At 63.4% G+C, this 13,262-nt stretch carries 11 protein-coding genes and 1 pseudogene; 9 read left to right on the forward strand and 3 right to left on the reverse strand.

Annotated features, from left to right (window positions below):
* Together ABYV89_RS08570 and ABYV89_RS08575 are read right to left on the reverse strand one after the other, a co-directional pair.
* Positions 1-1,758 (reverse strand): annotated as a pseudogene (locus ABYV89_RS08570) (hypothetical protein); the annotation flags it as partial.
* An 89-nt stretch (positions 1,759-1,847) separates the two neighbouring features.
* Positions 1,848-3,311, reverse strand: a complete 1,464-nt coding sequence (locus ABYV89_RS08575; RefSeq protein ID WP_432822536.1) for a CRTAC1 family protein — start codon at positions 3,309-3,311, stop codon at positions 1,848-1,850.
* A 442-nt stretch (positions 3,312-3,753) separates the two neighbouring features.
* Here ABYV89_RS08575 and ABYV89_RS08580 point away from each other — a divergent pair, with 442 nt between their 5' ends.
* Genes ABYV89_RS08580 through ABYV89_RS08620 form a run of 9 tightly spaced genes read left to right on the forward strand, consistent with a single transcriptional unit; the run spans position 3,754 to position 12,138 of the window.
* Entirely contained in the window at positions 3,754-4,782 is a 1,029-nt protein-coding gene (locus ABYV89_RS08580; RefSeq protein ID WP_432822537.1) for an ethylbenzene dehydrogenase-related protein, read from the forward strand.
* Positions 4,782-5,531 carry a hypothetical protein gene (locus ABYV89_RS08585; protein WP_432822538.1) on the forward strand — a complete coding sequence of 250 codons (750 nt, stop codon included), beginning with the start codon at positions 4,782-4,784 and terminating at the stop codon, positions 5,529-5,531. The genes ABYV89_RS08580 and ABYV89_RS08585 overlap by 1 nt, the downstream gene beginning before the upstream one ends.
* On the forward strand, positions 5,525-6,430 hold the full coding sequence (locus ABYV89_RS08590; protein WP_432822539.1) for a HEAT repeat domain-containing protein: 906 nt from the start codon (positions 5,525-5,527) through the stop codon (positions 6,428-6,430). Before ABYV89_RS08585 ends, ABYV89_RS08590 begins: the two co-directional genes overlap by 7 nt.
* A gap of 24 nt (positions 6,431-6,454) precedes the next feature.
* Positions 6,455-7,963 (forward strand): 4Fe-4S binding protein, encoded by a 1,509-nt coding sequence (locus ABYV89_RS08595; protein WP_432822540.1) that lies wholly within the window; start codon positions 6,455-6,457, stop codon positions 7,961-7,963.
* A 31-nt stretch (positions 7,964-7,994) separates the two neighbouring features.
* Entirely contained in the window at positions 7,995-8,294 is a 300-nt protein-coding gene (locus ABYV89_RS08600) for a DUF3467 domain-containing protein (protein WP_432822541.1), read from the forward strand.
* 33 nt (positions 8,295-8,327) lie between these two features.
* Complete coding sequence (locus ABYV89_RS08605; RefSeq protein WP_432822542.1) at positions 8,328-8,939, forward strand: glycine betaine ABC transporter substrate-binding protein; 612 nt, start codon at positions 8,328-8,330, stop codon at positions 8,937-8,939.
* Positions 8,940-8,992: 53 nt separating this feature from the next.
* Entirely contained in the window at positions 8,993-9,916 is a 924-nt protein-coding gene (locus tag ABYV89_RS08610; RefSeq protein WP_432822543.1) for a DUF362 domain-containing protein, read from the forward strand.
* A gap of 2 nt (positions 9,917-9,918) precedes the next feature.
* On the forward strand, positions 9,919-11,460 hold the full coding sequence (locus tag ABYV89_RS08615; RefSeq protein WP_432822544.1) for a 4Fe-4S binding protein: 1,542 nt from the start codon (positions 9,919-9,921) through the stop codon (positions 11,458-11,460).
* 24 nt (positions 11,461-11,484) lie between these two features.
* Complete coding sequence (locus ABYV89_RS08620) at positions 11,485-12,138, forward strand: DUF3047 domain-containing protein (protein WP_432822545.1); 654 nt, start codon at positions 11,485-11,487, stop codon at positions 12,136-12,138.
* 13 nt (positions 12,139-12,151) lie between these two features.
* Here ABYV89_RS08620 and ABYV89_RS08625 read toward each other — a convergent pair whose 3' ends face one another.
* The gene (locus ABYV89_RS08625) at positions 12,152-13,072 is read right to left on the reverse strand and encodes a diguanylate cyclase (RefSeq protein ID WP_432822546.1); all 921 of its coding nucleotides are present in this window, start codon (positions 13,070-13,072) and stop codon (positions 12,152-12,154) included.
* Between the last annotated feature and the right edge of the window lie 190 nt (positions 13,073-13,262).

Consider the following 13,262-nt stretch of genomic DNA (forward strand, 5'->3'; position numbering starts at 1 on the left):
CACCGCCCGGTCTTCGAAATTGCTTTTTTCCGGAAAGGTCAGCAGGCGCAGAAAGTCCGCCGGCTTGTACATGTAGTAGAAGAACGGCCGGTCGTCGTCGGTGGGGCTGATGTCGAAGGAGAAGGACCGATAAAATTCGTCGCTGCCGCCGGCGGCGATCAGCCGGGCGAAGGCGTCGTCGCCCGTGCGCCGGTCGGGCAGGAAGACAACTTCGAATTCCTTGTCGCGGGACTCCCGGCGCAGTTGCGCCAGCTCGGCCTCGGTGAACGGGGTGCGCTTGAGCATGAAGTTGGCCAGCCCCCGCTCCTTGATCACCGCCAGGTGGGCCGCCGGGTCGGCAACCCCTTCCCGCTTGAGCAGCTCGATGCCGAGGGAGACCAGCCGCAGCGTCTCCCGTTCGAAGATGAAGCGGCTGATTGTCAGGATTCCGTCAGGCGTCAGGTGGTCCCAGTAATCCCTGAAGGCTTCCACCGTATAGAGGTTGTTTTCCGACAGGGTGAACGCCCCGGCCGTCGGCGCCATGCGGCCGAAGACGGCGGAGGCCTGGATGATGTCGTAACGCTGCTGTGAACGGCGGATGAAGCTGCGCCCCTCGTCGACTTCGAGCTGCACCTTCGGATGGCGGTAGAGTTCGCCGGTGAAGCTGCCGAAGACGTCGTTGACGCCCTGGACAATCAGCCCGTTGAGTTCCACCGCGGTGATCCGCTCGGCTCCCATGGCCAGGGCGGCCAGCACGTCGCGGCCGCCGCCGGGGCCGATCACCAGGGTGGTGGCCGCAGGTTTCAGGGCGTATGGGAGGGCGATCAGGTTGCTGCGAAAGAAGTCGAGGGTCTTTTCTCCTTCCCAGCGATACATGGTGGTGTAGCCGGTGTCGTCGACCACCATGCCGATCTGCTCCGGTACCGGTCCGCGGTAGGTGCGGGAGAGCCCCCAGGCGTGCTCCATCTCCTGGCTCTGCGAAGGGTAGGCGGCGACCCGGGAGAAGGAGTTCCAGGCGCTCCAGAGCAGGTTCGGCTCATAGCGCCCGCGGGCGAAGCGAATGTCGGCATAGCCCCAGATCAGGTTGCCGGTGGCCGCCACCAGCAGGATCAGCAGCAGCCCGCCGTTGAGCCAGCGGCGGCTGGGGGGGGCAAAAGCGAAGGCGGCCAGCAGGCCGACGATGGCGATGACCAGGATGCCGGTGATGCCGCCGACCAGCTTGAGGACGACAATGATCAGCAGGCAGCCGGCCCCGGCGCCGAGCAGGTCCCAGAAGTAGAGGCGGTTGATCTGCTCGAGCCGCCGGGACAGCAGCAGGGTGATGGTCAGGCCGCTGAAGAAAAAGGGCAGGGAGGTGAGCAGGTAGAGGAGCGCCAGCCCCAGCAGCAGCTCACCGGGAATGGCGCGGTCGTAGAATCCCTGCTGAAATGGCTGGTAGAAGGGCTGATGGAAAAAGGAGAGCACCTTGAAGGCCAGCTGCGGCTGCAGGCGGAAGAGGACGAAAATGCCGAAGAAGGCCGCCGTCGACAGGGAGAAGAGCAGGGCATAGCGGGCTGCCAGCGGCTCCAGGCGATCCTCGGGGAAATGCTGCGGCAGCAGGTAGACGCAGAGTGCCGCCGCGCCGAGCCCGAACAGGGCGAGGGAGATCGCCATGGAGGCGAAATGGTACCACATGAGTACGGAGAAGATCCGGGTCAGGATCAGTTCGTACATGAGGGTGGCCATGGCGAGCAGGAACATCCCCCGGCAGAGCCTGGTTATGGAAGTATTATCAGTCATTCGGACTTCTGGCAGCTGTGGGTGGATTGGGCCCTGAAACAGCTAAGCCGCCCGGCGGGCGGCTTAGCTGTCTGCTATGGAAGGGACGGTCAGTTGGCCGGCTCGGTGATGTCGAGCGCCTGCCCGGGCTTGACGTCCGCCAGCTTGACCATGCGGCCGCTGGGGAACTCGACCGCCAGGTCGTAGGCCTGGTTCGACTTGAGACCGAAGTGCAGAACCTGGGGCTCCTGGGCGCAGAAGCCGCTGGCCGAACGGAGTTCGCGCATCGCCAGCAGCTGGTCGCTGCCGGGGGCGTAAACCCGCACCTTGGCGCCGTAGGCGTCGCGGTTGGAGACGGTGCCGGTCAGCTTGACTTTCAGCCAGTTGCTGTCGTTCTGGTCGTTTTTGTACAGCTTGTTGGGGGCGCCCCAGTTGACGACGTAGAGGTCGAGGTCGCCGTCGTTGTCGATGTCGGCAAACGCGGTCCCCTTGGTGCGAACCGTTTCACATTTGAGCTGGGGCTGCTTGTCGGCCACGTCGACGAATTGGCCCTTGCCGTTGTTGAGGTAGAGCTGGTTGGCCTGCTTGCAGTCCCCTTCGTAGAGGTCGAGGTCGCCGTCGTTGTCGACGTCGCCGAAGGTCGGCCCTTTGCCCCAGCCTTCGTGGTCGCTCTGGATCTGTGCCGAGGCGCTGGTGAAGAGGCCCTTGCCGTCATTGAGGTAGAGCCCGTTCGGGCCGACATAGTTGGAGACGAACAGGTCGAGGTCGCCGTCGTTGTCGATGTCGGCAAAGGCGGCGCCGAGGCCCCAGTTGGGGTCGGCGACCCCGGCTTTGGCCGAGACGTCGCTGAAGGTGCCGTCCCCGTTGTTGAGGTAGAGGCGGTTCGGTTCGCCGGCCGGGTAGCGGCCGTTGACCACGTAGAGATCAGGGAAGCGGTCGTTGTTGACGTCGGCCCAGACCCCCATCCAGCTCCAGGAGGGGTCGCCGGTGCCGGAGGCCTCGGTGACGTCGCTGAAGGTGCCGTCGCCGTTGTTGCGGTAGAGGACGTTTTTGGCGCCGACGCCGTAGTTGGCGCAGTAGAGGTCGAGGTCGCCGTCGTTATCGTAGTCGACGAAGGAGGCGGAGTAGGTGAAACCTTTGAGGCCGACCCCGGCCTTGTCGGTGACATCGGCGAAGCTGCCGTTGCCGAGGTTCCTGAACAGCCGGTTGGCCTCGATTTCGTACTGGCCGCCGGTGGCCAGGTAGAGGTCGATCAGGCCGTCGTTGTCGTAATCGCCGAAGACGCTCCCCATGGTGAGCCCCGGGTGGTCGATGCCGGCGCCGGCGCTGGCGGTGATGTCGGTGAAAACCCCGTCCCCCTGGTTCAGGTAGAGCTTGTTGGCGCCCCCCTTGTTGGAAACGTAGAGGTCGACCAGCCCGTCGTTGTTGATGTCGGCAAAGGCGATCCCTTTGCCCAGGCCGTCGTCGGCGACCCCGGACGATTGGGAGATGTCGGCGAATTCGCTTGCCGTTGCCAAGCCGGCAACGAGAGTCAATGCGAGGGCTATCCCTAACACATTCCAGGTTTTTGCCATCGTGGATTTCTCCTTTTCACTGAGAAGATTGCAGTAGGCTCGTCATATGACAGAGGCCATCCGCTTAGAGCGTATGGGCACAAAGGTCAATAGAGCTAGTATACACGCGAAGCTTTTCAAATATAGATTAAAATCTATGGGGTGACCTGCAATAACTGCACCATTTGTTTAGGGGGGGCATTGCGGGCATGTTCCTGCCGCGCGAGTCGGCGTTTCGAATCGCGCCGGAAGTTTTTTGTCATGTTGTTGGCCAGGGTGTCAAGATCCTGTCTGCTTGGCGTCACCGGTTGGGGTATGGGGCCATTGCTGCGCGGGATGAGCCTGTGCGTCGGAGATTTACCCGTGGTACGGTTATTGCTGTACTCCGGTTGATGATTAATTTCTCTTTTTCGATGGCTGATTGGTGGGGTCGATTTCCGTGTTGATATGGTGTAGAACCTTAGTGATCCTGCTGCTGCTGGCGCTTGCCGCGTGCAAGGAGTTGCCCGCCGACCGACTGTATGCGTTGCACCTGGACGCCCCCCCTTCGGCGACGGACTGGGACGGGGCGCTGCCGCGCATCGTTACGGTGAAGGGCGGCCGCCTCCATGTGCGTACGATCATCGACAACATCGACGAGGATACGGTTCACACCTCGACCGCTTCCTGCCATCATGGCGGCAAGTTGCCCGACCCGGTGCCGGTGGATATGCGGGCATTTTATACCGATCGCGAGATTTTCATCCGCCTCAGCTGGCCGGATGCGACGGCCGATGCGGAGATCCGCGAATGGCGTTTCGACGGCACTGCCTGGCAGAACCTGGGCAATGTCGAAGACGGCTTCGGCCTGGCCTGGGACGGCGGAAAGTTTTCCCCCCGTTTTACCTGCTCGGTGGCCTGTCATATCGATGACTTCGGGGTGCGCGGCGCCAGTTTCCATGCCACCAATCGGATGAAGTTGGCCCGCGAGGGGGAATGGCTCGACCTGTGGAACTGGAAAGCCCGCCGCACCGGGCGCTTCGGCTTTGCCGACGACCGGGTGCTCAGCAGCGAGGGGATATCAGGCGATGTGCCGGGGGAGCTGTTCAAGGAAAATTCCCGCGCCCGCCTGAACCCGGAAGGCGGCATCCTCCCCTTTGCCGACGGTGACCAGCCGATCTACGATGCCGAGGGGCTTCCGGTCGGCAAGGAATTTAGGCCCGCCGGATCGACGGCCCCCGGATTTCTGACCGAAACCCCGGCGGGCAGCCGGGCCGATGTCAAGGCGCTCGGACGCTGGCTGGATGGCCGCTGGACCGTGATTTTGCGCCGGGCGCTGGACAGCAAAGATCCGCGGGATGTCCGTTTTGTCCCCGGCGACGGCGAAGGGGTGGCTTTCGGCCTCTCGATCATGGATAATACCCTATTTGAACACTATGCTTCGGTCCTTCCGGAGCGGATCGTTTTGCTGGCCGCCGAACCTGGCGCAGCGAAGGAAACAGGAGATAAGTAATGCGGATGCGATTCCTTTTGCCCTTGGGGCTGTCTTTGCTGGCCGTTGTCGGCTGCAGCGAACGGGAACCTGCGGCAACGTCTGCCGGCGAAGGGCGGATGGGGCAGGTCAGCGGCCAGATTCTGGCTCCCCTGGAGGGGGCGACCCTGTATGTCTACAAGCAGGGGATGGATCTGTACGGTCCGGCCTTTGCCCAGTCCCGAGTCTCCGGGGCGGACGGCGCTTTCGACCTGCAGCTCCCCGAAGGCGACTATATCGCCGTGGCCCGCAAGCGCCAGAACGGCGATACTTCCGGCCCGGTTTTGGCCGGCGACAACAAGAGTGAGATGCTCAGTTTCACCGTGGGCGGCGCGGATCAGAGCCTGACCGTTCTGGCCCCGGTCAAGGCCGGCGACGAGCGGCGCCTGACCGACCAGGCCGCGGCGACGGAAACCGGCCTCTCCGGGACCGTCAGCGACGCCGACGGCAACCCCGTCGAGGGAGCCCGGGTGCATGTCTACGACCACGTGCAGATGTCCGAGCGTCCCAAGTTCGTTTCGGAAAAGACCGGTCCCGACGGTCGCTTCCTGGTCTACCTGCCGGAAGGGGGCACCTATTACCTGGCGGCGCGGGACAAGTTCGGCGGCCCGCCCAAGCTGGGCGATCTGTACGGCCGCTACGACCAGGGCACCATCGAGCCTTCGGCGGTGGTGGTACGCACCAAGGAGATCCTGCAGGGCGTCGATATTACGGTGACCAAGGTATGGTGAGGCGGTGCGCATTCGGCTTGCTGGTGCTGCTGCTGTTGCTCGCGGGGTGTCAGCAGCGTGCCCCGATCGATCTCGAAGCCCTGAAGGGGCGGGCCCTGGCCGGAGACGCCTCGGCCTTTCGCGAACTGATCGAGCTGCTCGCCTTCAGCGAGCGGCAGCTGAACGACAAGGTTTATCCGCTGATCATCGAGCTTGGTGAGCCGGCCATCCCGTTCCTGCTGGCCGAGGTCAACACGACCGACCGCATCCGCCGTGAGCATGTCATCGCCGCGTTGGGCACGCTGAAGGTTGCGCAGGGCGTTGAGCCGATCGGCCGGGTGCTTGGCGACCGGTCCCTGCAGCGTCGTTATGTCGCCGCCTGGGCGCTGGGTGAGATCGGCGATCCCCGCGGCATCCCTTTTCTGCTGCCGGCCCTGGCTGATGAGAACAGCGAAGTGCAGCGTTACGCCGTGCGCGCCCTGATCAAGTTCAATCGCGAAGCCGTCGCACCCCTGCTGGCGTTTCTGGAGACGGCTTCAGTCCAGGCCGTTTCGGGAGCGGTCCGGGCGCTGGGCGATATCGGCGACCCGCGGGCCCTGCCGGCCCTGCTGCAGCGGGCCGGGGGACCGTCCCGCCAGGAGGTGCTGCATGCGCTGGGCAAGCTGAAGGATCCGCGGGCCGAGGCGGTTTTGATCGACGGCCTGAACGATGCCGACTGGCAGTCGCGGATGAATGCCGCCATGTCCCTCGGTGCATTGGGCGGGCCGGCGGCGGCGCTGGCGCTGGAGAAGGCGGTTGAAGACGAGGTTCTGGTCGTGCGTGAGTGGGCGGCCCGGTCGCTGGAAATGATTTCCGGCCGACATGTCGAGTATCGGAACGAACAAGGTGAATATGTCCTTCCTTACAATATTTATCACTGATCAGGCAGCGAAGGGACGGCTCGCATGAGAGACCTGCTCGCGGTGCGCTGGCTGCGGCGCCTGCTGCTGTCGCCCTGGTCCTGGCGGGTTCTGCGCCTGGGCGCATTGGTGGTGCTGCTGGCGATGATCGCCTGGGGCTGGCACCATCACGGCATCCCCGGCGTGTCGGTCAAGGATCCCCTGATGTACACCAATCTGGCGACCCACCTGTTCTGGGTCTGGTGGATGATGGGGATAGTCTTTGTCGCCCTGCTGCTGGGGCGGGCCTGGTGCGCCGTCTGCCCGGTCGGCTGGCTCAACGAGCTGGTTTCCCGGCTGGGTCTGCAGCGCGCGCTGCCGCCCTGGCTGCGCAATTTCGTCCCGGTGACCCTGACCCTGGTGGTCTTGCAGCTGGCGGTCTACTTTTTCACCATCCACCGCTACCCGGACTACACGGCGATCCTGATGGCGCTGATGCTGCTGCTGGCGCTGCTGGTCGGGCTGGTGTTCCGCAAGCGCGCTTTCTGTTCGCTCTTTTGCCCGGCGGGGGCGGTGCTGGGGCTGTACGCCCGGGTGGCCCCTTTTCAGCTGCGGGTGAAGGAGGCGGCCGTCTGCGCCGGTTGTGTCGGCAAGGAGTGCGTGTCCGGCGGCCGGGTCTGGTCGAAGGTCTCTTTCGGCAGCGCCATGTTATACTGGCATGGTCGCCGTCGCGACTGTCCGGTTGAGCTGGTGCCGGCCGAATTGCGTGACAGCGCCGGTTGCCAGCTCTGCCTCCATTGCGCCCAGAACTGTCCGAATGATAATATACAGATGGGCCGACGCTCCTGGCTGGCCGATCTCTATCCCGGCGGGTTATCCGCCAGCGAGAGTTTTTTCTTCCTGGTCCTGACGGGGATGCTGACGGCGAACTTCAGCAAGGTGTACGTCGATCTGCGGGAAGTCATTTTCTGGCTGCCGCAGCAGGCGGCCGCGCTGCTCGGCTGGCAGGCCGGCGGATATTACCTGCTGGCGACCCTGTGGGTGACCCTGGTGCTCCCGGTGCTGCTGCTGCTGCCGGGCCTGCTGGTGTTGAAGCTTGGCAGTATCCGGGTCGCTTCCGCCGGCCCGCCGCCCTCTCTCGGAGAAATGCAGGACTCGCCTGCCCCTGCCGGCCGTCCAGGCTTCTGGGCGTCCCTCGGCATGCTGGCGCTTCCCTGCATTCCGCTGGTGCTGACCGCGCACCTGGTGCTGGCCCTGGTCAAGGTGAACGCCAAGGCGGCTTTTCTCCCTTACGTGCTGCTGGATCCGACCGGGGTGAAAAGCTACCTGGCGATGAACGTCATGCAGCTGGTGCCTCAGCCAGGCATCCTGATCCCGCTGGATATCCTCAAATGGCTGATCCTGCTGCTGCTGCTGGCCGGCCTGGGAATTTCACTGCTGGCCGCCAGGCGGGTATCCGGACGGCTGGGGGGGCTCTACGCCTCCCGCGTTTACCTGGGCGCGGCGGGCCTGGCGGTGGGGCTGGTCGGTTCGCTCTATGTGGCCACGGTGATCCGCTGGCTTTTTATCCGTTAACAGACGATTGATCTGGAGAGACGAGGGTTGGATGGAAGAAAAAAAGAAAACCGAAAAGCTGGAAATTCAGCTCGACGAGGAGACAGCCCAGGGCGTTTACGCTAACCTGGTAGTGGTCAATCACAACGAGACGGAGTTTGTCCTCGATTTTATTTACGTGCAGCCCCAGGGGAGCCGGGCCAAGGTGCGCAGCCGGGTGATCACCTCGCCTGCCCACCTGCGCGGCCTGATCCGGGCGCTGGAGAAGAATCTCAGCAGCTACGAAGAGAAATTCGGGCCGCATAAAGAGCATGCTTCGATTGCCAGGGAAACGGATGGGCAAGTTCATTAAGATGCAGCTTAAACCATAAGAAGGAGAAGTTCGATGGCTTTATTGCAGAGAATAAAAAGATGGCTTGGAGCTCTGGCCGTTGTTTTGCTGGCGACGGCCCTGGCTGTGCCGGCCGGTGCCTGTGTCGGCAAGACCCTGGTGATCGGCGCCAAGGGGACGCTGCAGCAGGAGCTGCTGGCCGAAATGATTTCGATCCTGATCGCCGAACGTACCGGCACCACGATCAAGGTGGTGAAGTATGAGACCACCGCCGAGGTGCATGACGCCCTGATGAAGGCCGATCTCGACATGTACGTGGAGTATACCGGGGTCGGGCAGCTCGAAGTGCTCAAAGGCGAGGCGGTCAGCGACCCGGCCGCCCAGTACCAGGCGGTCAAGGATGTCTACAACCAGGATCTCAACCTGGTCTGGCTCGAGCCGCTCGGCTTTGACGAGCCGCGGGTGGTTGCCGCCGGCGTTCCCGCCCAGGCCGCTCCGGTGGTGCGCAAAGATACCCTGAAGAAATTTCCGGCGCTGGCCCGGCTGATCAACAAGCTCGGGGGCGCGATCTCAGGAGAAACCATGCTGAACCTCGAAGCGCAAGCCGCCAAGGATGGGCCTCGTGATGCGGCCAGAAAGTTCCTCAAGGACGGGCGGTTCATCTGAGGCGGTGGCCTGAGTCCGCGGAGTTGGAGAAGGCGCCGGGTCATGGAGGAAGTATGAGCAGGATAGATCGTCGCGAGTTCGTGCGTCGTTCGCTGCAGCTGACGCTGGCTGCGGCTGCGGCCGGCGGTGTGCCGTTGCTCGACCTGCTGGCGCTGCCGGCGCAGGCGTCTGGCCCGGGGCCGGCCGTAGCCGTGCGCAAGGGCAAGGATCTCGCCGCCCTGGTGCGGGAAACCCTGGACGCCCTGGGCGGGCTGGGGATCTTTGTCAAGCGTGGCGATACCGTGGTCGTCAAGCCGAACATCGGCTGGGACCGGACGGTGGAGCAGGGTGCCAACACCCATCCCCTGGTGGTGCGGGCGGTGGTGGAGCAGTGCCTTGAAGCCGGGGCGAAATCGGTCCAGGTCTTTGATCGCACCTGCAATGACCCCCGGCGCTGCTACGTGCAGAGCGGCATCCAGGAGGCGGTCGAATCGCTGCGTTCGGAGCGGGTCGCGGTCGAGCACATGGACCGCCGGGCCTACCGGGACCTTGACATCGCCAATGGCCAGGATCTCAAGCGCTGGTCCTTCTACCAGCCGGCCCTTGATGCCGACCGTTTCATTAACCTGCCGGTCGCCAAGCATCATTCGATCTCGCTGCTGACCCTCGGCATGAAAAATATTATGGGGGTCATCGGCGGCAACCGGGGGCAACTGCATCGAAGTATCGCCGACTCGCTGACCGATATCAACTCGGTGGTTCATTCGACCCTGACCCTGGTTGACGCCAGCCGGATCCTGGTGGCCAACGGGCCCCAGGGCGGGCGGCTGGAGGATGTGCGGGTGCTGGACACCTTGATCGCATCTTCTGACATCGTCGCCGCCGACGCCTATGCGGCCACCCTGTTCGGCCATCGTCCCGAACAGATCCCGACCATCGCCGCGGCCGCGAAGCGGGGGCTGGGGATCATGGACCTGGCCCGGGTGCGGATGGTGTGAACATGCGCGTCGGGGTCCGTCATCTGCGGATGCTGGTGCAGGGGCTCTGCCTGCTCGGTTTCCTCTGGCTCTTTCTGCAGACCGAGTACCGGGGGGCTGATACCCTGCGCTACCCGGTCAGCCTGCTCTTTCGGATCGATCCGCTGGCGGCCCTGGCCGACGCTCTGGCCCCCGGCGATTTTGGCTGGGCGCTGCTCTGGCCGGCCCTGCTTCTGCTGCTGCTGACGGCGCTTTTCGGGCGCTTTTTCTGTGGCTGGATCTGTCCGCTGGGGGCGGCGCTCGACGGTGTCGGCCGGCTTTCCGGCCGCGGCAGGCTGGCTCCGAGGCCGGGCTGGCGGCGAATCAAGTACTACCTGCTGCTGGGCCTGACGGCGGCCTCCCTGTGCGGTGTCCAGCTGCTCGGCATCTTCGACCCGCTGTCGATTTTTCTGCGCAGCCTGACCGTTTCGTTGAATCCGGCCTTCAACCTGGTGGCCAACGGAACGTTCGATTTCTTCTACGATCACTCGGTGCCGCTGCTGTCGCCCGCCGTCAACGGTTCCTACCCCTTCTTCCGTGACCATCTCCTCTCTTTTCACCCCCCGGCCTATCAGCTGGCTTTTTTCACCCTGGCCGTCTTTCTGCTGATCCTGCTGCTGGAGCGGGTCGAGCGCCGGTTCTGGTGCAAGAACCTCTGTCCGCTGGGGGCCCTGCTCGGGCTGTGCAGCCGACGTTCGCTGCTCGTGCGCACGCCTGAACAGTCCTGCCCGGACTGCCGGCGCTGCGTGAGCGAGTGCCGCAGCGCGGCGGTGACCGAGGAGGGGCACCGCAAGGACGAATGCCTGCTCTGTTTCGACTGTGCCGGATTCTGCCCGTCGCAGCGGGTCGTGTTCTCGCTTGGCGCGCGGCCAGCCGCCGCGGCCGGGGTCGATCTCACCCGGCGCGGGGTGGTGACGTCGCTGGTGGCGGGGGTCGTAGCGGCGCCGGTGATGCGCAGCGCTCCCGATATCTGGAACCGCGACCCATGGCTGCTGCGTCCGCCCGGTTCGGTGGCCGAAGCCGAGTTCCTGCGGCGCTGTATCCGTTGCGGCGAATGCATGAAAGTCTGCATCGGCGGCGCACTGCACCCGGCCCTGCTGCAGGCCGGTGTCAGCGGATTGTGGACGCCGCTGCTGGTGCCGCGTATCGGCTACTGCGAATACAACTGCACCCTCTGCGGCCAGGTCTGTCCCACCGGCGCCATCGGTCTGCTGAATCTGCAGGAAAAACAGAAGGCCGTGATCGGCATTGCCGTGTTCGACAAGGACCGCTGTCTCCCCTTTGCCCGCGGGGAAGAATGCCTGGTCTGCGAGGAGCATTGTCCCACCGGGGAAAAAGCCATCGTCTTTGACGAGCAGAATGTCGAGGTTGCCGGCGAAACCCGGCGGATCAAAATGCCGCGGGTCGTCAAGCAGCGCTGCGTCGGCTGCGGTATCTGCGAAACCCGCTGCCCGCTCGAGGGGGCCAGCGCCATTCGCGTCCTCAACGAGGGGGAAAGCCGTCGCCGGCGCGATCTGTGGACTTGAGTTTTGCCGGTCTGGAGGTGCCAAATGAAGAAGTGCCTGCTTGGGATCTCGGTCTTTTGGCTGCTGCTGGCGGCCGCCGGCTGGTGCGGCGAGCGGATTGCACCGATTGACGACTTTGAAAAGGGAATCGACCCCCGTTGGCAGCAGAAGGCTTTCAAGGGGGAGACCCTGTACACCGTCGTCCCCGACGGCGAGGGGAGGGTGCTGCGGGCCGAAAGCCGGGCCGCGGCGTCCGGCCTGGTTTTCGAAAAGAAATATGACCTGCAGGATTACCCGCTGCTGGCCTGGCGCTGGAAGGTGTCGAACGTTCTGGCCAAAGGCGATGCCAGAACCAGGGCCGGCGATGATTACGCCGCCCGCGTCTACGTGATCTTCCCGCACTGGTTTCCGCTCAAAACCCGCAGCATCAACTATATCTGGGCCAATCGCCTGCCAGAGGGCGATTTCATCCCCAACAGCTATTACGGCAATGCGGTCATGCTGGCGGTGGAGAGCGGCCCGGAGAAGGCGGGTCAGTGGGTGCAGGAGCGGCGAAACGTGCTGGCGGACTACCGGATGCTGTTCGGCGAAGAGCCGCCGACGGTCGGAGCGATCGCCATCATGACCGATACCGACAATACCGGTGAGTCGGTGGTGGCGTATTACGATGATATCCGGTTGGAAAAAGCTGGCGAATAGAGGGGCTTAAGTCTTAGCCGAGGATGGTTTCGACCCGGTTGCGTCCCTTTTCCTTGGCATTGTACAGGGCGCGGTCAGCTTCGCGGATCAGGTCGTCCACGGATCGGACCTTGTTGTGGGGGTAGGTGGCGATGCCCAGGCTGATAGTCAGGCGGATGTCGTGGTTTTCACCGGGAAACCGCAGTTCGCTGATATTGCACCGAAGCCGGTTGGCGACGTGCACCGCCTCTTCAAGATCGGTCTCCGGCAGGATCAGGGCAAACTCTTCGCCGCCGAAGCGGGCCGCCAGGTCGTAATCGCGCAGGAGACTCTTCATCTGGTCGGCCAGGGTTTTCAGAACCACGTCCCCCTGCTGGTGGCCGTAGGTGTCGTTGACCCGCTTGAAGTGGTCGACATCGACCATGACCAGGGCGAGGGTTTTCTGCGACCGCTCACAGCGCTGCAGCTCTTTTTCCAGGGTTTTCATGAGAAAACGCCGGTTGCTCAGGCGGGTCAGGGGGTCGGTGTTGGAGAGCTCCATCAGCGCCAGGTTGCTTTTCTTCAGGCTGTCCTGCAGGGACTTTATTTTCAGCTGGACCTTGACCCGCGCGATCATTTCCGCCGGATCGAAGGGCTTGGTGAGGTAATCGCTGGCGCCGCGCTCCAGGCCCCGGATCTTGGTTTCCTGGTCTTTGACGCCGGTGATCAGGATGATCGGGATGTCCTGAAGCTCTTTGCGGGTCTTGATCATGCTCAGGAATTTGAAACCGTCCATCCCCGGCATCTCCAGGTCGCAGAGAATGATGTCTACCGGCTCGTTCAGGGCGACCTTGAACCCGTCCACCACGCTGTCAGCCTCATGGTACGACTGAAACAGCCCGGTAGCCTTGAGGCTGTCGAGGATGTGCCGCCGGGCGCCCGGAGAGTCGTCGATGACTAAAACAGAAGGTTCCATATATCCAGATATTTCATGGCAAGGTAAAGGATTCTGATCAATTTATCTGTTTGGAATAAATTTGTAAAGATTAAATACTCGGATCGACGGGGCGGTCGGAGAAAGACAGGTTATAATTAGATCAGGTTTCCCGAAAGGAGGGTGAACATGGCACTGATGAAGACCTGGTACGAGCCGGAAGAGGTGGAGG

Origin of the sequence: Trichloromonas sp. (assembly GCF_041583255.1) — a bacterium.
Lineage (GTDB): Bacteria > Desulfobacterota > Desulfuromonadia > Desulfuromonadales > Trichloromonadaceae > Trichloromonas.

Bases quoted from the DNA above. Each gene is read 5' to 3' on its own strand.
- ABYV89_RS08615 (WP_432822544.1), top strand. From the start codon at position 9,919: ATGCGCGTCGGGGTCCGTCATCTGCGGATGCTGGTGCAGGGGCTCTGC.
- ABYV89_RS08575 (WP_432822536.1), bottom strand. From the start codon at position 3,311: ATGGCAAAAACCTGGAATGTGTTAGGGATAGCCCTCGCATTGACTCTC.
- ABYV89_RS08620 (WP_432822545.1), top strand. From the start codon at position 11,485: ATGAAGAAGTGCCTGCTTGGGATCTCGGTCTTTTGGCTGCTGCTGGCG.
- ABYV89_RS08625 (WP_432822546.1), bottom strand. From the start codon at position 13,072: ATGGAACCTTCTGTTTTAGTCATCGACGACTCTCCGGGCGCCCGGCGG.
- ABYV89_RS08585 (WP_432822538.1), top strand. From the start codon at position 4,782: ATGCGGATGCGATTCCTTTTGCCCTTGGGGCTGTCTTTGCTGGCCGTT.
- ABYV89_RS08595 (WP_432822540.1), top strand. From the start codon at position 6,455: ATGAGAGACCTGCTCGCGGTGCGCTGGCTGCGGCGCCTGCTGCTGTCG.
- ABYV89_RS08600 (WP_432822541.1), top strand. From the start codon at position 7,995: ATGGAAGAAAAAAAGAAAACCGAAAAGCTGGAAATTCAGCTCGACGAG.
- ABYV89_RS08610 (WP_432822543.1), top strand. From the start codon at position 8,993: ATGAGCAGGATAGATCGTCGCGAGTTCGTGCGTCGTTCGCTGCAGCTG.
- ABYV89_RS08590 (WP_432822539.1), top strand. From the start codon at position 5,525: ATGGTGAGGCGGTGCGCATTCGGCTTGCTGGTGCTGCTGCTGTTGCTC.
- ABYV89_RS08605 (WP_432822542.1), top strand. From the start codon at position 8,328: ATGGCTTTATTGCAGAGAATAAAAAGATGGCTTGGAGCTCTGGCCGTT.